The organism is Aequoribacter fuscus (genome assembly GCF_009910365.1).
Classification (GTDB): domain Bacteria; phylum Pseudomonadota; class Gammaproteobacteria; order Pseudomonadales; family Halieaceae; genus Aequoribacter; species Aequoribacter fuscus.
Genome location: NZ_CP036423.1, coordinates 1,427,286 through 1,444,756 on the forward strand (window position 1 = coordinate 1,427,286; position 17,471 = coordinate 1,444,756).

Annotated in this window: 14 protein-coding genes and 1 tRNA gene; 6 read left to right on the forward strand and 9 right to left on the reverse strand. The window is 52.5% G+C overall.

The genetic code is table 11. The features are described 5' to 3' along the window. The first annotated feature begins 18 nt into the window (after positions 1-18). Positions 19-2,574, forward strand: coding sequence for a TonB-dependent receptor (locus EYZ66_RS06420; protein WP_009575755.1), 2,556 nt, complete (start codon positions 19-21; stop codon positions 2,572-2,574). 76 nt (positions 2,575-2,650) lie between these two features. On the opposite strand, the gene EYZ66_RS06425 is transcribed toward EYZ66_RS06420, so the two are convergent. Together EYZ66_RS06425 and EYZ66_RS06430 are read right to left on the reverse strand one after the other, a co-directional pair. After that, positions 2,651-3,526: a universal stress protein gene (locus EYZ66_RS06425; protein ID WP_009575756.1), complete on the reverse strand. Its 876-nt coding sequence runs from the start codon at positions 3,524-3,526 to the stop codon at positions 2,651-2,653. A gap of 2 nt (positions 3,527-3,528) precedes the next feature. Then, positions 3,529-5,001 (reverse strand): SulP family inorganic anion transporter, encoded by a 1,473-nt coding sequence (locus tag EYZ66_RS06430; RefSeq protein WP_009575757.1) that lies wholly within the window; start codon positions 4,999-5,001, stop codon positions 3,529-3,531. 180 nt (positions 5,002-5,181) lie between these two features. Here EYZ66_RS06430 and EYZ66_RS14195 point away from each other — a divergent pair, with 180 nt between their 5' ends. After that, entirely contained in the window at positions 5,182-5,358 is a 177-nt protein-coding gene (locus EYZ66_RS14195; protein WP_009575758.1) for a hypothetical protein, read from the forward strand. 32 nt (positions 5,359-5,390) lie between these two features. Here EYZ66_RS14195 and EYZ66_RS06435 read toward each other — a convergent pair whose 3' ends face one another. Next, positions 5,391-6,737 carry a sodium-dependent transporter gene (locus EYZ66_RS06435; protein WP_009575759.1) on the reverse strand — a complete coding sequence of 449 codons (1,347 nt, stop codon included), beginning with the start codon at positions 6,735-6,737 and terminating at the stop codon, positions 5,391-5,393. A gap of 119 nt (positions 6,738-6,856) precedes the next feature. Here EYZ66_RS06435 and EYZ66_RS06440 point away from each other — a divergent pair. Next, positions 6,857-6,943, forward strand: a tRNA-Leu gene (locus EYZ66_RS06440). A gap of 281 nt (positions 6,944-7,224) precedes the next feature. On the opposite strand, the gene fbp is transcribed toward EYZ66_RS06440, so the two are convergent. Further along, positions 7,225-8,229: a class 1 fructose-bisphosphatase gene (gene fbp / locus EYZ66_RS06445; RefSeq protein ID WP_009575760.1), complete on the reverse strand. Its 1,005-nt coding sequence runs from the start codon at positions 8,227-8,229 to the stop codon at positions 7,225-7,227. A gap of 179 nt (positions 8,230-8,408) precedes the next feature. Beyond that, positions 8,409-9,179 (reverse strand): exodeoxyribonuclease III, encoded by a 771-nt coding sequence (locus EYZ66_RS06450; protein ID WP_009575761.1) that lies wholly within the window; start codon positions 9,177-9,179, stop codon positions 8,409-8,411. A gap of 176 nt (positions 9,180-9,355) precedes the next feature. On the opposite strand from EYZ66_RS06450, the gene EYZ66_RS06455 reads away from it, so the two are divergent. After that, positions 9,356-11,068, forward strand: coding sequence for an amidohydrolase (locus EYZ66_RS06455; protein ID WP_009575762.1), 1,713 nt, complete (start codon positions 9,356-9,358; stop codon positions 11,066-11,068). Between the two features lie 78 nt (positions 11,069-11,146). Here the strand turns inward: EYZ66_RS06455 and EYZ66_RS06460 are convergent, their stop codons facing one another. The 3 genes from EYZ66_RS06460 to EYZ66_RS06470 form a co-directional block, all read right to left on the reverse strand. Further along, positions 11,147-12,208, reverse strand: a complete 1,062-nt coding sequence (locus EYZ66_RS06460) for a glycerophosphodiester phosphodiesterase family protein (protein ID WP_158027003.1) — start codon at positions 12,206-12,208, stop codon at positions 11,147-11,149. 270 nt (positions 12,209-12,478) lie between these two features. Then, entirely contained in the window at positions 12,479-13,666 is a 1,188-nt protein-coding gene (locus EYZ66_RS06465; RefSeq protein WP_009575764.1) for a sulfotransferase family protein, read from the reverse strand. An 11-nt stretch (positions 13,667-13,677) separates the two neighbouring features. Next, positions 13,678-14,751 (reverse strand): DUF1214 domain-containing protein, encoded by a 1,074-nt coding sequence (locus EYZ66_RS06470; protein WP_009575765.1) that lies wholly within the window; start codon positions 14,749-14,751, stop codon positions 13,678-13,680. A 115-nt stretch (positions 14,752-14,866) separates the two neighbouring features. On the opposite strand from EYZ66_RS06470, the gene EYZ66_RS06475 reads away from it, so the two are divergent. Then, complete coding sequence (locus EYZ66_RS06475) at positions 14,867-15,307, forward strand: nuclear transport factor 2 family protein (RefSeq protein WP_009575766.1); 441 nt, start codon at positions 14,867-14,869, stop codon at positions 15,305-15,307. A gap of 86 nt (positions 15,308-15,393) precedes the next feature. Then, the gene (locus tag EYZ66_RS06480) at positions 15,394-16,596 is read left to right on the forward strand and encodes an acetyl-CoA C-acyltransferase (RefSeq protein WP_009575767.1); all 1,203 of its coding nucleotides are present in this window, start codon (positions 15,394-15,396) and stop codon (positions 16,594-16,596) included. 104 nt (positions 16,597-16,700) lie between these two features. Here EYZ66_RS06480 and EYZ66_RS06485 read toward each other — a convergent pair whose 3' ends face one another. After that, positions 16,701-17,471 (reverse strand): SDR family oxidoreductase, encoded by a 771-nt coding sequence (locus EYZ66_RS06485; protein WP_009575768.1) that lies wholly within the window; start codon positions 17,469-17,471, stop codon positions 16,701-16,703.

Here is a 17,471-nt window from a genome sequence, read left to right on the forward strand (position 1 = left end):
CCACTTGGGAGAGAGCTTATGAAACCTTCAACAACGACATCTAAGTCGCTTATGACCCTTGCCCTGGGCGCCATTGGTGCAACTGCGGGCTGGTCGGGAATGACACACGCCGATAACGTGCTAATGGAAGAGGTGATTGTTACTGCGCAAAAACGCGAAGAGAGCAATCAGAACGTTCCGCTGACGATTACCGCACTGACCGCGGAAGCCATCGAGAAACGCGGTATTCAAAACGCACACGATATCATGCTGCAAACGCCGGGCATGGGTGGGTTTGAATCGCCGGGGTCGAAAGGCACCATTGCGGTATCACTGCGCGGCGTGACGGCGGGACAGCCTGCAAACTTGTCGGTTGACCCAGCGATTGGCATGTACATTGACGGCGTGTTCTTGGGCAAGCAGTTGGCCTCGGCACTAGACTTAGCCGAAGTCGAGCGCATCGAGATCTTAAGGGGCCCTCAGGGGACACTGTACGGCCGTAACGCGATTGGTGGCGCCATTAACTTTATTTCTAAAAAGCCTACCGGCGAGTTTGATATGAAGGTTAAGGCGGGCTTTGGCAACTACGGGTCGCAGCACTACAAGGTTGTCATGAACCTGCCCGCGGTGGGCGAGGTGGGTCAAGGCATTGGCCAGCTGTCGACGAATTTAGTGTATCAAGACCGCCAACGAGATCCCCTTTACGACGATGTTGACCCCAATAAGCCAGGCTACAACGATCAGAATCGCTCAGCATGGCGCTTTGCTGCAAAGTTAGATGTGAGTGAGCGCTTTAGCGCCGAATACACCTACGACCATTCCGAGCTTGATGAACTGAACAATCTCGAGCGTATCGTGGGCTTTAATCCACTCGATCCGTTTGGCAATGTGCCTGTCATTGGTACCTTGAAGGGCGTTTTACAGGGTGCTCAGTTTTGGGCGACCAACCCCGCCGCAGATCCTTTGATCGCATCGCGTTGGATACCGTCTCTACAAGCGACCATTGCGGCCTACGAGCAAGCAGACGCGATAGGTAATGGTCGCGCAAGTAAGGGGGCCTCGGACGTGACACCAGTTACGGTGGCCGAGGGTGATGGTCACGCGCTAACCTTGACCTGGGATTTTGACGATTTCCAAATCAAATCGATTACGGCTCAACGAGAGATCGAGCAGTATGTGGGTGGTGACTTAGAGGATCTTGATAGCCGTCTCGATGCCAACGGTATTGGTGCTTACGGTGATTTGGTGCATCTGACGCTTGCCGATATTTATGGCGGGACTGTCGCCGCAACGGCGGGTTTGTTTGGACCAGGCACTCCGGGCGTCGCGTTTGGATCGGCCTTTAGTCAGGCGGTCTGGGATGGTATCGACGCTTTTGGCGCTAACCAAAGTAAGCAAGACACTTACAGTGAGTACGAGCAGTTTAGCCAAGAATTCCAAATTGTCGGTACGAATGATTTGGTCGACTACGCTGCTGGTATTTACTACTTTGAAGACGAAAGTAACTACACCCGTTATGCGGTGTTTGCGGCACCGTTGGCCGGCAACGGATCTCAGATTTACCGGTTAGAAACTGAGGCCTGGGCGGCTTACGGTCAAATGACCTTCCGTCCCAGCGAGAATAGCCCCTTCGCGGTAACGCTTGGAGTGCGCTACACCGAGGAGGATAAGAGCGTTATGTGGGATTACCCAGCCTACTCAACGCCCTTTGCACCCGTCCCTGGGCGCTTTGCCACCGACTCTGAGAGTTATGATGACATCAGCTATAGCCTTTCGGTGGCGTATCAGCCGTCGGATGATCTCAATCTGTATGGTCGGTACGCGACGGGCTATCGTTCGGGGGGCTTTAACGGTGAAATGTTTGGCTCAAACCCATTCTTCGAAGAAAAGGTCAATTCGTGGGAACTGGGTGTGAAAAGCACCTTGCTTGACGGTCGAGTTCGAGCCAATGCGTCGGTGTACGGCTATGTGTGGGAAGATATTCAAACGGCCAAAATCGAAACTGATAACGGCACGGCAACGTCGGGCTTAGTGAATGCCGGTGAGGCGGATCGTTGGGGTGGAGAACTCGAACTGATGGGTGCGGTCAGTGACAGCATGGTCGTAGGCTTCAACTACAGCTACATTAACGGTGACTTCGAGGAATTTCCGGACTTGTGCGGTGTGGATCCGACAATACCTTGCCTAGATGGGACTGCTAATGCGGTTCGGTCCAACTCGCCGGGTAACCAGTACAGCGCGTTCACTGATATCACCCTAGCGCGCCTTGGCAATGGTGAAATCTCTGCGTTCATCAACGTGGCTTATTCAGAAGCCACTCCCGAGAATGCCTTGTGGTCGAACTTGGTGGCAAACGATGTGTTCCCAAGAGAAAACCCCGCGCAAATTATGGATCAGCGAACTCTGGTTGATGCTCAGATCGCCTGGCGTGATATCGCCATTGGTGACGGTATGCTGACTGTGACCTTGTGGGGTAAAAACTTGCTAGACGATGATTATCCTAATTATTCGATCAACTTTGGAGCGCTAAACTTTATCACTGAGCAGTATGGTGATCCGGCGACGTACGGCGTGGATTTTACTTACGAGTTCTAGTGCACCGAAAGCGACGTGAAAGCCCGGGCATGTCCCGGGCTTTTTTTGCGTGCGTATGAATCTCGATGCGCTGGATTTATCGAAGCAGTAGCGCGGGCACGGTGGCTGAGCGCAACAGGTCAGCCGTTCTACTGCCAAACAAGAGGCTTCGTAAAGGTGAGTGGCTATACGCTCCCATGATCAATAGATCGATCTTGCGCTCAGCGATTTCATTCGCGATGACCGTTTCAGGGTCGCCTTGAATAATCTGTGAAGTCACTGGGTAGCCGCGCTTTTCAAGTTTGTTTTTGGCCCATGTTAGCTGCTCTTGGTTGGCGCGATTGTCTTTACCGGCTATGACAATATGCATGCTTAAGTTCCTCAGCGATGTGTTGTTCGCCAGCCACCGAATACCTTGCTTGCATCGAGAGCTACCATCGAAGGCAAACAGCGCACGCGAGGGCTCGGTATAGATATCGGTCACTGTGAGGATGGGTTGTTGTAGTGCTCGTACGACGCGTTCTAAGTTGCGTCCTAAATCTCGATGAGTCATTTCTGCAGAGCGCCCACGGCGGCCCATGACAAACACGCTTGTGAGGTCTTGCTCTGTTGATAAAGCCTCTTCAAGATCACCTAATCGTTGCTTGATATCGATCGATTGATTGGATGTTCCCGCGAGTGTGCTTTGTAGATTCGCCAGAAATTCGCGTCCCGCTTCACGCTTCTGGCGGGTGCGCTGTTCGTCTTCAAGGCTTAAGTCTGCGAGCAAATGCTCTTGCGCATCGATGCCAATGGCTCCGCTATGGTCATCTGACTTGCTGGCACGTTCTGGGTGTCGATCAACCACGTGCAATAGCTCTAAGGGTAGGGTCAGCTGATTGGCCAGCCATTGTCCGTAGCGGGCCACAGTTTCTGAGAAGTGTGAGCGGTCTACCGCAGCGATGATTTTGCGATTGGCGTTTGTCGGGTTCATAGCTAGTGTCCTACACTCCATTCCACATCGTCTTTGTCGTGTAGCGCGAACTTATCAACGAGTGTGGCGCTGGCCTCGTTAAGCCCTACGACTTCGACGTTAGTACCCTCACGACGGAATTTCATGACCACTTTGTCCAGAGCGCTGATAGCAGTAATGTCCCAAAAATGGGCTTTGCTGACATCGACAACCACGGTGTCGATCACTTCTCTAAAATCGAACTGATCCACAAAACGATCCGCCGAAGCAAAAAACACCTGGCCCGTGATTTGGTAACGTCGGATCCGTCCTTCATTCTCAGCCGCGGATCGTACCAGCAAAATTTGGCCGACTTTCTGAGCGAAGAAAATACCTGAGAGAAGAACGCCGGTAATAACGCCCATGGCAAGATCGTGCGAGCTGACCGTCACGGCAACAGTCGCTAGCATCACGACCGATGAACTTTTTGGATGTACTTTAATATCGCGAAACGATTGCCAGTTCATGGTGCCGATAGAGACCATAATCATGACAGCAACCAGCGCCGCCATTGGGATTTTGGCGACCCAATCACCGGCCAGCACCAGCAGCGTAATAAGAAAAACGCCCGCCGCTAGGGTCGACAAACGACCGCGCCCGCCCGACTTAATGTTGATGATGGATTGCCCAATCATGGCACAACCGGCCATGCCACCGAACAAGCCGGCGACGATATTGGCCGAGCCCTGACCAATACATTCGCGGTTTTTATCGCTGGTGGTATCGGTTAAATCGTCGACGATAGAAGCGGTAAGCAGTGATTCAAGTAAGCCGACCATTGCCATTGTGGCCGATATCGGAAAGATAATACCCAGGGTTTCCCAGGTGAGAGGCATATCTGGCAGCAAGAATAGGGGTAGGCTGTCGGGAAGTTCGCCCAGATCGCCAACGGTTCGAATATCGAGACCCAGTGTCATGGATACAATGGTCAGTGCGACAATAGCAACGAGTGGTGAGGGAACGGCCTTGGTGAGGTAGGGGAACAAGTAAATGATACCGAGTCCCGCTGCGGTCATAGCGTAAACATGCCAGCTTACCCCGGTGAGTTCGGGTAATTGCGCCATAAAAATGAGTATCGCCAGGGCATTCACGAAGCCGGTGATCACCGAACGTGAGACAAACTTCATTAGAGTGCCCAAACGAACCCAGCCAGCGAGAATTTGAAGCACGCCGGTAAGTATTGTTGCGGCTAGCAGGTACTGCAGACCGTGTTCTTTAACGAGGCCTATCATCAGCAGTGCCATTGCCGCGGTGGCCGCGGATATCATGCCGGGCCTGCCGCCCATAAAAGCGGTGACCACAGCGATACAAAACGAGGCGTATAGGCCCACTTTGGGATCAACGCCTGCGATGATGGAGAAAGCGATGGCTTCAGGGATTAAAGCCAAGGCCACAACGAGGCCTGCCAATAAATCGCTGCGAATATTGGCAAACCAATCTTGTTTTAGGGAACTCAATGAAACAACCTTTTGATGTAAGTGCGTGCCGGCTTTCGTTACTCAGAGAGCGGGCATAGAGTGCTAAGGTAATACCTAGCGGGAAGGCGCGCACTCTAACAGCAAGGCTTGGTGGCTTCAAGTTAAGGGGGTATTTTCTGTAAAAGGCGTTACAATATTGCGACAGTAAAGGAGGTCGACATGTCGCCCACAGCAAAAATGATCGGTTTGGTTCTATCCGCGGTTATGTTCGCGTTTTCCGCGTATATGTACACCCAGACAGGCGACTGGGTGAGCGCTGTTTTTGCGTTAGGTTCCGTGGGTTACGGTCTGTTCTTTATTGGCGACACGGTTAACCGATTACGCAAAGGTGACTGATATTGCCACGGCCATGAGAGACAGGCTCGAGCTTACAGGCTTTGGTAAAAGATACCTAAAATGATCAGCGGGCAAACAATTCGAACGTAGTTTGGCCAGATCTTCCAGAACACGCTCGACTCTGCGTTGGGGTCATTCTTCTTAAGCTCTTGCAGCAGTGTATTGCGGTGCCAGAGCCAGCCAGCATAGATGCAGAACATAAAGCCCAATAGAGGTTGGCTGTAGCGGGTGGTGACCGTGATGACCAAGCCAAACAGCCAATCAAAATTCAAAATAATGGTGGTGCTGATGGCGCCGATCACAATGCCGATCACCCAGGTGACTTTAGAGCGCGCTAACTCAGTATTCTCGACCGTGTAGGCGACAGGTACTTCTAACATTGAGATTGATGACGTCAGTGCGGCGATGCTCATCAAAAAGAAGAACGCTAGTGCGACCAGCGTCCCAGTGCTGCCCATGGTGTCGAACAGGGCCGGTAGCACGGTAAAGATTAATGTGTCTTCTGAGAGTAGGGCGCCGTTATCCGTGAAAATAGCGACGCCGTTGTGTTGTGCGACGTACATGGCGGGCAACACTAAAAAACCCGCTAATACCGCGATAGAGACGTCGCTTAGAGTGACCCAACCGCCCAGCGACGGAAGGTGCTCGTCATCGCTGATATAGGACCCGTAGATCAACATGGTACCCACGCCCAAGGAAAGCGAGAAAAACGCCGCCCCCAATGCTTTTATGACCAAATCGGGTGATACCGCTTTAGAGAAGTCGGGCAGCAAGTAAACGCGTAAACCCTCGGTGGCGCCCGGCAATGTCAATACGTAGAGTGTTAGGCCCACGAGTGAGAGCAGAAGCATTGGCATGAGCCGTTCGGACCAGCGTTCGATCCCGCCGTGCACGCCTTGGGTAATGATGCCGATTGTCAGCACCATAAAGACGCTCATCAATCCAATGTTGCGCGCCGTTGAGAAACTCTCTAGCCACAGCGCGGCGTCCCCGAAACCGACCAGTTTTAGAAGCGCAGCGAGCCCAAAGCCGATCATCCATCCAGCGACAATGGCATAGAAACTTAGGATCAGCGAAGCCACAATTAACCCTGCGAGACCTACGCCATGGCCCAACATAGCAGTGGGGCGGTTCGGCGCAATTTGCTCGAGCGCTTTAGAGGCATTGGCGTGAGCGTGGCGGCCGATAATAAGCTCCGCCATCAGGGCGGGATACGCCAGGCAAAAGGCTAATATTAAGTAGACGATTAAAAAGGCCGCGCCCCCGTTACTGGCCGCTTGCGTTGGGAATCCCCAAATATTCCCAAGCCCTACAGCACTGCCTGCCGCCGCCATAATGAAACCGATACGAGAGTTAAATTGTCCGCGCGCTGCAGCCATGGGGTTCTCCTTATTTGATGTGGCGAGTGTACCACGACCCGAACTAAGAAAAAGCCCGATAAAAATGTGATTCGCTTGCCAAAAATCCCCAAGGCTGTGCTATTATGCGCGCCTTCGCTGCCCGGGTGGTGAAATTGGTAGACACAAGGGACTTAAAATCCCTCGCTGGCAACAGCGTGCCGGTTCAAGTCCGGCCCCGGGCACCATCTCCTTTTTAATTTATTGTTTTATGCTTTTGGCTGCGGCAAAGCCTTGCCAAAACCAGCCGGACTAAGCCGGCCGCTCAGCACAGCTGAGCGTCGTTCACAGGCTCGCCGCGTTGCGGCTCGAATTCCCTGTTCACCCAGCCCCGGGCACCATCTTCTGTTTATTTTCTTTAGTAACAGATTTGCCATCGGCATACGCCTCGTCAAATCTGGCCGGACTAAGCCGGCCGCTCAGCGCAGCTGAGCGTCGTTCACAGCCTCGCCGCGTTGCGGCTCGCGAATTACTCGGAAAGAAAGTCCTCGAGCTTGTCCACCATATTGGCCGAGCCCACAAAGAAGGGGACACGCTGATGCAGTTCAGTTGGCCTAATGTCCAAGATGCGCTGACCCGCGCCCGCAATGGCCTTACCACCGGCTTGTTCGGCGAGAAAAGCGATGGGATTGCACTCGTACAGCAAGCGCAGCTTGCCATTGGGGTAACGGCTGGAGCTCGGGTACATATAGATACCGCCGGTGATCAAGTTGCGGTGGAAGTCTGACACCAAAGAGCCGATGTAGCGGGACGTATAAGGGCGGTTAGTTTCTGCGTTTTCTTCCTGGCAGTATTTGATGTACTTTTTGACGCCCTGCGGAAAGCGAACGTAGTTGCCCTCGTTAACAGAGTACGTTTTGCCTGAAGTCGGGGTCGTCATTTTGGGGTGTGATAAATAAAACACACCCAAACTAGGGTCGAAGGTGAATCCGTTCACACCGTTGCCCGTGGAATAGACCATCATGGTCGATGAGCCATAAATAATGTAACCCGCAGCTACTTGGTCTTTACCGGGCTGGCAAAAGTCTTCCAGGGTAACGGGCGAGCCTACGGGTGAAACACGGCGATAGATCGAGAAGATCGTACCGACAGAGACGTTCACATCAATGTTAGATGAGCCGTCCAGAGGGTCCATCAACACCACGTAATCGGCGTCTTTGTTGTGGCCCTCGTCGAAGGTCACGTAGTTGTCTTCTTCTTCGGAGGCTATGCCGCAGGCCACACCGCGTGCTGCGAGTGCGGTTTTGAATTTGTCGTTGGCGAAGACATCCAGTTTTTGCTGCTGTTCGCCTTGCGCGTTTTCGTTGCCTGCCGCGCCAACAATGTCGACTAAGCCCGCCTTGTTAATTTCGCGGTTGACTACTTTGGCGGCCAAGCGAAGCGACGAGAACAAAGAGGTCAAGGCACCGGTCGCCTCTGGATATTCGGCTTGGCTTTCGATGATGAATTCGCCCAGAGTAATCGGTGTTTGCATGTTGTCCTCGCCGTCAGTGAAATCCTGTCTGCCATTGTACCCCTAAAACGCTGCAGAGACTCGCTGTGTGAACAAATCGTAAGCTGGTTATGAGCTAAGGTTTGATTCGAAGCAATATGTCCGGGCTACGCTCACGCCACTTGATCGATAGACGTCGTTGGGTTGCGGTTACAAGACTCTCAGGTCGCGCTAATGTCGATGCCAACCGGGCAATGATCAGATCCATAGACATCGTTGTAGATTTCGGCACCGGTCAAACTCGATGTGAGCTCGGGCGTGACCAGAAAGTAATCAATTCTCCACCCGATATTCTTTTCGCGGGCGCCGGCGCGATAACTCCACCAAGAATATTTAGCCGTATTCGGGTTAAAGTGTCGGTAGGTATCCACAAATCCCAAATCGACCAAACGGTCAAAGCCATCAATCTCTGCCTGCATGTAACCGGCGCTTTTGTTGTAGTTTTGTTTGGGGCGAGCAAGATCGATATCTTGATGAGCAACATTCAGGTCACCACACACAACGACCGGTTTGGTTTGCTCGAGGGTCTTTAAATAGTCTGCGAAGTCTTTATCCCAGCTTTGACGGTAGTCTAGGCGCTTCAATTCGCTACCTGAATTCGGGGTGTAGACGGTGACTAGGTAGAAGGTCTCGAATTCGGCGCACAAAACGCGCCCCTCGGTATCATGCTCGGGCATGCCCATGTCGGCTGTTACGCTAATGGGCTCAACGCGAGTAATAATGGCTGTGCCAGAGTAGCCCTTTTTCTCAGCTGAATTGCTGAACACTTTGTAAGCTGGATCGAGTTCTGTTAGTGCCTCAAGCACCTGGTCATCTTGCGCTTTGGTCTCTTGCAGGCAAAGCACATCGGGTGCCATGCGCTCAAATGACTCGAAAAAATCCTTTTTGGTAACGGCTCGAATACCATTGACGTTCCAAGACACTAATCTCACGTTATTTGCTCCCTTTACTCAGTGCCGGCATTGTACGTGATTCTTCCAGATGTTGAACCGTTGTCGATTGAAGCGTCAGTCAATGTGACGCTGGCACCTCGCTCATAGTACAACTGGACCTAGATGCACTGCGCCCGTGCTGTGTTAGGATCTGATCAAGAAAAAAGGGGAAGATTATGAAATACATGAGTTTGCTCGCCGCGCTTATCCTAACGTTGACGGGCTGCAGTAAAGACGCTATCGAGCCTGCGGTCGTTGCTGATACAGTATTTATGGGTAGCAACATCATTACAATGGATGAGGCGACTGAGGGCGCTGAAGCGGTGGCGGTTAAAGATGGCAAGATTCTCGTGGTTGGATCTCGGCAAGCCGCGACCGCACACATTGGAGAATCAACAGAGGTCATACAGCTTGGCGATAAAGCCTTAGTTCCTGGCTTTATTGACGCACATGGACACTTCAGTTTCGTGGGCGCGATGGCCGATATGGTCAACTTAAACCCGCCCCCTGTAGGTCCAGTGACCGATATTGCCTCGTTACAGCAAGCCATTCGCGATTTCATTGCTGAGCGTGACCTCGAAGAAGACCAGTGGATCTACGGATTCGGTTACGATGATTCCTTGCTAGCAGAAGGTCGGCATCCGACGCGTCATGACTTGGACGAAGTCTCGACGAATATCCCGATCGTGATTACTCACGTATCAGGCCACCTAGCCAGTGCCAACACCAAAGCGCTGGATCGGGCTGGTATTACGGTAGAAACGCAGAATCCCCCAGGCGGTGTCATTCGGCGTGAGGCCGACGGCAAAACGCCCAATGGGGTGCTGGAGGAGTCTGCGACCTACAAAATTCGCTCGAGCTTGGCGAGCATTTCGAGTGATGAGTTAGACGGCTTCAGCGAGTTAGTGGATCGCGCGGTGTACGAGCACGTCAAAAACGGGTTAACCACCGTGCAAGAGGGCGGGGCCAACCCCACGTTGGTTGGCAAGCTGCGCGCCGTTGCTGCTCAGAAACCACTGCCCGTCGATTTGGTTGCGTTCCCAATTGGTAACGGTTTGGAGAGCGAGGCTCTAGAGAACTTTGATTATCAGACCCAATACAAAGATGGTATCCGAGTGGGCGGTGTCAAATTTATGTTGGATGGGTCGCCGCAAGGTCGAACGGCCTATATGCGCGAGCCCTACGACGAGCCGCCAGAAGGTGTGCCGCACCCAAAACACTACGTGGCATACCCGAATATTCCTTTGGAAGCTTACGAGCAGCGTGCTCAGATTCTACTCAAGAATAAAGTGCCTTTTATCACGCACGCCAACGGTGATGCGGCGATTGATATGGTCATTACGGCTCACGACGATGCGGGCATTACGGCAGACGACGATCGTCGTAGTGTGGTCATTCACGCACAGCTCACGCGACCTGACCATTTGGCAGAGTACAAGCGCCTGGGGCTAGTGCCTTCGTACTTTGTGGCGCATACCTTTTTCTGGGGTGACTGGCACCGCATTAGCTTTGGTGACGAGCGTGCCTTGCACATCAGTCCCTTGAAGAGTTCCCAAGATCTCGGGATCCACTACACGGTGCATAACGATTCCCCCGTCGTACCACCCAACATGATGCGTTTGTGGTGGACCGGGGTGGAGCGTCAGACCCGCAGCGGTTTTGTGCTGGGCGCAGATCAGCGAGCATCAGCCAGGGAGGTTTTGTACGCGATGACACAGGGTGGCGCATACCAGTACTTTGAAGAGGATATCAAGGGCTCGTTAACACCGGGTAAGCAAGCTGATATGGTCGTGCTGTCAGAAGACCCCTTGGCCGAAAACGCGACCGCTTTAAAAGATATAGCGGTGCTGCAGACCTGGGCACGGGGTAAAAAGGTCTTTGAGCAGTAAAGCAACTTAGGCAGCGAGGGCGTGCGTTGAGCCCGCCGGATCTTGAAGGCCGATGAATAGCTCATCGGCCTTTTTTACTTAGGGTGAGTCGCTCGATACTAGGTTTGATCGTGCGCGAATACTGAGGTCAGGGTAGTCGGTAAACATACCGTCAACGCCTAGCTCAAATACCATCTGATACCAGTTTATCGCTGCTCGTTCATCAACACCGTTCCAAGCCTCGACCGTTGGATTGGACTGGATAAATGTGGGCAGTAAACTCGGCTCAGCATTAACACCCCAAGGGTGAAGTTTCAGGCCTTCTTGTTTTGCATTCTGTAATAGTGTGCTGGGCGCTATGGTGCCATCAGCTGCCCGGTCGATGAGTAGATCTACCGACGGCCCAATGCCATCGGCAAATTGGCTAAGGGCTTGCAGGCCAGATTGGGACTGTAAGTCTGGCCAATAATCGAGTCCATAACGGGCCATAACTGTCTCGTCAGGCTGCCATCGAGTCGCGAGAAAAATACGTTTTACCGTACTTTTAGTGGCGATTTCCATAAGAGGCTGGGGCCAAAAGCACTGGACATAGACCGGTGCGTCACGGTGATTCCAGCCGGCCTGATCCAGGCTTGTGAGCAGGGTATCGACCATGTCGAACCCCAGCGATTCGTGATAGTGCGGGTGCTTGAGCTCAGGGTAAATCCCAATCGTTCTTCCCATTTTTATGCTTGCTGTTTTCGCAATTGCAATGACTTCGTCAAGGGTGAGAATTGTGTCCTGGTCGTTCATCGCCACATTATCAGGGCGTAATTCAGGTCGGCGCTCTCGGGCTTTCAGGGTCTTGAGTTCTTCGAGCGTAAAATCTTCAGTGAACCAGCCCTCAAACACTTCGTCATCGATGGTTTTGGTGGTTCTTCTGTTCGCAAATTCGGACCGTTCAGCGACATCGGTGGTCGTGCTGATTTCGTTTTCGTGGCGGGCGATTAAAACCCCGTCTTTGGTCATCACTAAATCAGGCTCGATAAAGTCAGCGCCTTGCTCGATTGCAAGCTGATAGCTACTTACAGTATGTTCCGGCCGATACCCACTGGCTCCTCGATGAGCAATGACGATGAGTTGGGCTGGCGCAATGCTTGCTCTTGTGTCAACGGGTTGCATGTCGGCTCTCACGCAAATAGGTGCGGTTAGCATACAGCACGCACAAATGATCCATCGATAAAAATGCATGACAAAACTCCGATCTAAAAGCAAAGACTACTCACTGTTTTTTACAGGGATATGTCATACCCTCAAAATGGGGATTGTAAATTGAACACCCTCTGGATAGGCAGGCTCTTCGGTTTCTGCTTCCGGTGTGGCCCACAGTTGCGATTGCCTCGATCGTTCACTGAGCCTTGCTTCAGAGCGTCTTAATCCGCGTGACTGAGCTTAGCGCTCAAACACCTGAGCGAACTCCTCGCTGTAAAAGGCAAAGATCTCGCGGATGCGATCAAGCGTGATGTCATAGTCTGCAAGATTGTGTTTGTGCGGCGGGCGGTCATCGCGCTTATTGGACGCCATGTGCGCTTTAAACTGCTCGATATCATCGTCTCCAAAGGGCAGCCCCAAGCGCTCAAATACAGACTTACAGGCCTCTAAGGGGCGCGATAGCAAATCTTGGTAGTGAATGTCGATAAAGCGCTCAGGTGCACTGCGACGTGCTGCAATGGTGCTTTTGAGGTTGCGGGCCAAACGATCGTTCCAGTGATGAGCCTGGCGAACAACCACGTCGTCGATATTGCAGTCAGCTTTGGTCAGAGTGCCCACCATGCTGTACCAGCTAGGCATGACCTCGTCGATAGGCCGGTGCGGCATCACGATTAACGCATCGGGGAATAATTTAAGCAGCGTTGCCGTGCAGGTAAGGTGGTGTGGTGATTTTAAAATCCAGCCCTGTTGTCGGCGTTCGGGTGTTTGCCACTGCAAAATTTTGATGTAGTCGATGAGCTCACTCAGGCTATCCGTTTGATCCTTAGAGAGCATCCACTCGTCGTAGGTAGGCACGTACATCGCAGAGGCTGGCACGTTACTGACAAAGCTGTGTTCCAACATCATGACTTCTTCGTCATGCGCTCGAGCGTCCATGGGATGAATAGCTTCAAAATTTTGCATAGCGCCCAGAATCTGCTCCATTAAGGCCTCACCCATAGCGATACGCTCGCTTGGGTCCCCCTCGGGCTCATGGTCTAATGGCATGGGGAACATCGTCTCCCACCAGTAGGTGGCAGTAAAGTTTGAATGCGAGGCCAACAGGCGTTGAAACATGGTGCTACCCGTTCGCGGCAAACCGATAATAATGGCCGAGACTTTGATTTGTTCATCTAAAATTTCTGGATGTTTGGTAAGCAGTGCCTGTTTGCGCAGTCGGTTATTTAGCGAATTCAGCAGTCGCTCGGATTGCATCATCAAGCCTTGTTCGGACAGTTGAGCCTCTTCGCGCATCGAACGCGTCAGTGTCTCTAAGGCTTCCTCGTATTGGTTTGGTCCAAAGTCGGTCAAGCCGGCACGTGCACTGGCAATCGCTTTTAAATTTTCGACAGTGAGTTCGTCAATTTGGGTAATGGCAGACAGTGTCATTGAAAGGCCTCTTAGAGTTCGTTTAGCTTAACGATGCGAGTGGTGGGCAGTGGGTGCTCTGTCGCGCCGACCCAACGTATCAGTGCTGTACCCTCGGGGTGTCCTGAGGTGTCCATCCAATTGGCGACGCCTGCGTTGTCTTTACAGCACACAATTCGCAACATCCCATCTTCATCGAGTTTGGCAGTGTGCTTATTCAGGGTGACTTCTCGGAAACGGTAGTCGAAACTTTCCATCCAAAAATTGTCGATTTGAAAGTTCCAGTAGTCGCACGCGGGCGGCTGTACTTCAATAATCCAAGCTTCATCCTCGGCGATCTTCCAGTAGGCGTGGGCGTAGTAAATATCTGCAGCGCCACCGGCTTTCTGGAACATCGATTGATCAATGTCTGGGAATTGGTTGGGGTACTGTTGAAATAAGCAGGCCCAGTCGAAAAAAGTCTTCGAGACGCCCTGTACAAATTGTCCTGCTCGGGACAATCCTTCGCAGAAGGTCTCGGTCGCGAGTGGCTCTGGACGCTCCGGGCCATTGATGCGCTCAATTTTAAATTCGCCCGGGCGCTCGGTTGAGCGATCCATGTAGCTCTGGCGGATAATGATGACGCTGGCATCGGGCTCTAGGCGAAGCCAGTTCTTCGCGTGCGGCTTGCATGAGGCAATGATCTCGACTTCGCCGTTGGGCCCCCATTCGATCTCGTCCATCATCAGGCTACCAGTTGCATGGGCGCTGCCATCGATGTGGTAACGCATAGCATTAGCGACAATCGAAAAGTAGGGCATAGTGCCCAACTTACCCGTGATGCGGTAGTCGCAGTCGCCTTTAATTGAGGTGTTTAAGTAATGATTGTCGGGGTTGTCTGCACCAATTTTGGCTGTCTCGTGCGAGAGCTGATAAAAGAACGGAAAGTCTGGATCTACCGCCTCGACGTACTGTTCTAGCGCGAGTTTGGTTAAGCGCGACAAATAACGGTAGCCTTCAGTTTGCACTAAGGGGTCTTTCGGGACCTTGTCGTCTAACACCAGCTTTCCTGCCTCTGCCAACTGCTGGCAAAAGGCTTCCCACGCTACCGAAGGATTCGTGCTCATCGCGCCCCCTTAATCCATTTGGTCCATTGTAGTTTCAATCGATTCTAGCCCGAACCCGCCACTGTGAGTGAAAACTCTGCTAGTCTGAATTGATTACTATAATGTGGAGACAAGTATGTCTAACCCTGCTATCGAAATCCCGAATGTTTTGTACCGTTATGGTTTGTGCATTGACGAGGCTAAGTTTGCAGAGGCTGCGGCCATGTTTCGACATGGGCACATTGCTTTGGGTGGCGATGTAAAAATCAGTGATCCTGAAAAGATCGAGGCACTGTGGCGCTCGATGGTGAAAACCTACGACTGTGGTACCTCGCGCACACGACACATTATCACCAATCCAATTATCGAGTTGGCAGACAGTGCACTCTCCGCGGTGGTGCACTCTTGCTGGACGGTGATTCAGCAAACCGCAGACTTCCCTTTACAAGTGGTCGCGTCGGGCCGTTACCGAGATGAGTTTCACGTTATAGATGGTCAGTGGTGGTTCAAAGAAAAGGCTTATTTAGGGATTGATCTCGAAGGCGACATGAGTGCGCATTTACTGGGTTCGGTGTAATTGACGAGTCATTAGTCCTTTTAAGGGTTGAGCTTTCATGACAAAGGCCGCACAGTGCGGCATTGTTTTTTTTAAGGAGTATCACAATGAGAGAAGCAGCAATTGTTTCAACGGCTCGAACAGGTTTAGCCAAATCGTTCCGAGGTGGGTTCAACGACACCGAAGCACCCGCTATGGGCGGGCATGTGGTGCGAGCCGCCGTGGCGCGTGCGGGTATTGACCCAGCGGAAGTCGATGATTGCATTTTTGGCGCGGCTGCGCAGCAGGGCACGCAAAGCTACAATTTGGGGCGTTTGTGCGCATTAGCGGGTGGTTTGCCTGACACCGTGGCCGGTATGTCGATCGAGCGTCAATGTTCGTCTGGCTTGATGTCGATAGCAACCGCCGCTAAAAGTATTATGTGCAACGAGTACGATATCGCGGTTGCTGGTGGGGTAGAGTCAATTTCATTGGTGCAAACGAAACACAAGAATGCCTACCGTGCGGTATCCCAAACTGTGGTCGATATTGATCCAACCGCTTACATGCCAATGTTGGAGACCGCTGAGGTGGTTTCAGCGCGCTACAATATTTCACGCGAATCTCAAGACATCTATTCGCTACAAAGTCAGCAACGCACCGCAGCCGCGCAGCAGGCCGGTTTGTTCGCGGACGAGATTGTGCCTATGGCGACGCGTATGGCCGTATTCAATAAAGAGACTAAAGAAACGACCTATCAAGACGTAGTGGTTGATCGCGACGAATGTAATCGTCCATCGACGACCTTAGAGTCATTGCAATCACTGGAACCCGTTTGGAAAGATGGCAATTGGGTCAAAGAAGGGCGCTTTATTACCGCGGGTAATGCGTCGCAATTGTCAGATGGCGCGTCGGCTTGTGTGGTTATGGACTCGGCCTTAGCAGCCAGCAAAGGTATTGAGCCTTTGGGCTTTTACCGCGGTTTAGCGGTGGCGGGGTGTAAATCCGACGAAATGGGTATTGGCCCTGTATTTGCCATTCCCAAGTTGCTGAAACGTCACGGTTTGTCGGTGAACGATATCGATTTGTGGGAGCTGAACGAGGCGTTTGCCTGCCAGGTGATTTACTGCCGCGATCAGTTGGGTATTGATAACGATCGTTTGAATGTTAACGGCGGTTCAATTTCAATTGGTCATCCATTTGGTATGAGTGGGGCTCGTATGGTGGGTCATGCGTTGTTAGAGGGCAAGCGTCGCGGCTCGCGTTATGTGGTGGTCACCATGTGCATTGGCGGTGGTATGGGTGCCGCAGGGTTGTTTGAAGTCGCCTAGGTCTAGACAGCGCTGACATGAAAAGGTGGCCTTGGCCACCTTTTTTTGCGTCTGGGGTAGGGTGAGCGTTGCGGTTATGGGTTGCCCCCTTGCTTTTGAGCGACCTAGACCGCCACCCAATCGCCACCGTTTACATCTAATGCCGCTCCCGTAATCTCGCTGGCATAGTCGCTCAGCAGAAAGTAGATGGCTTGCGCGCACGCGTGATCGGGCGGAATGTGTCCTACCGGTATTTCACTGGCTCGCTGGGCTCTAAACGCATCGCCACCGTCGGGCTGCGAGCTGAAAAAGTGTTGCAGGGGCACACCGTCCATCCAGCCCATTAGCGCCGTGTTCACTCGAATGCCGGTGCCGCCGAGCTCAACGGCGAGTTGGCGGGTGAGCTGGTTCAGTGCAGATTTACCCATCGCGTAGCCGCCTTCACCTGGCATGGGTTTGCGCGTGGCAAGGGTAGAGATGTTAACGATTGAGCCTTTGCCTTGTTTTTTCATGTGGGGCACGACTTCACGCGCCATACGCAGTGCGCCGACTGCAATAACATCTAAGGCTTGGGTCACTTGCTCGATAGGGTGTGAAATCAGATCGTTCCAATCGGGATGGTAGTAGGCCGAGTTCACCAAACCATCTACCCGGCCATACGTATCAATCGCTGTTTGTACCAGAGCTTTGCATTGTTCATCGCTGGAGACGTCGCAAGGCACCGCTATTGCTTCGCCGCCTTGTGCATTGATGTCCGCAGCAATGGCGTTAATGGCATCGACTGAACGTGCTGATACAACGACCTTTGCCCCTTCCGCAGCTGCACCGCGGCAGGCGGCCTGACCCATGCCTGGGCCCGCTCCAGTGATGATCACGATCTTATCTTTTAATATCAT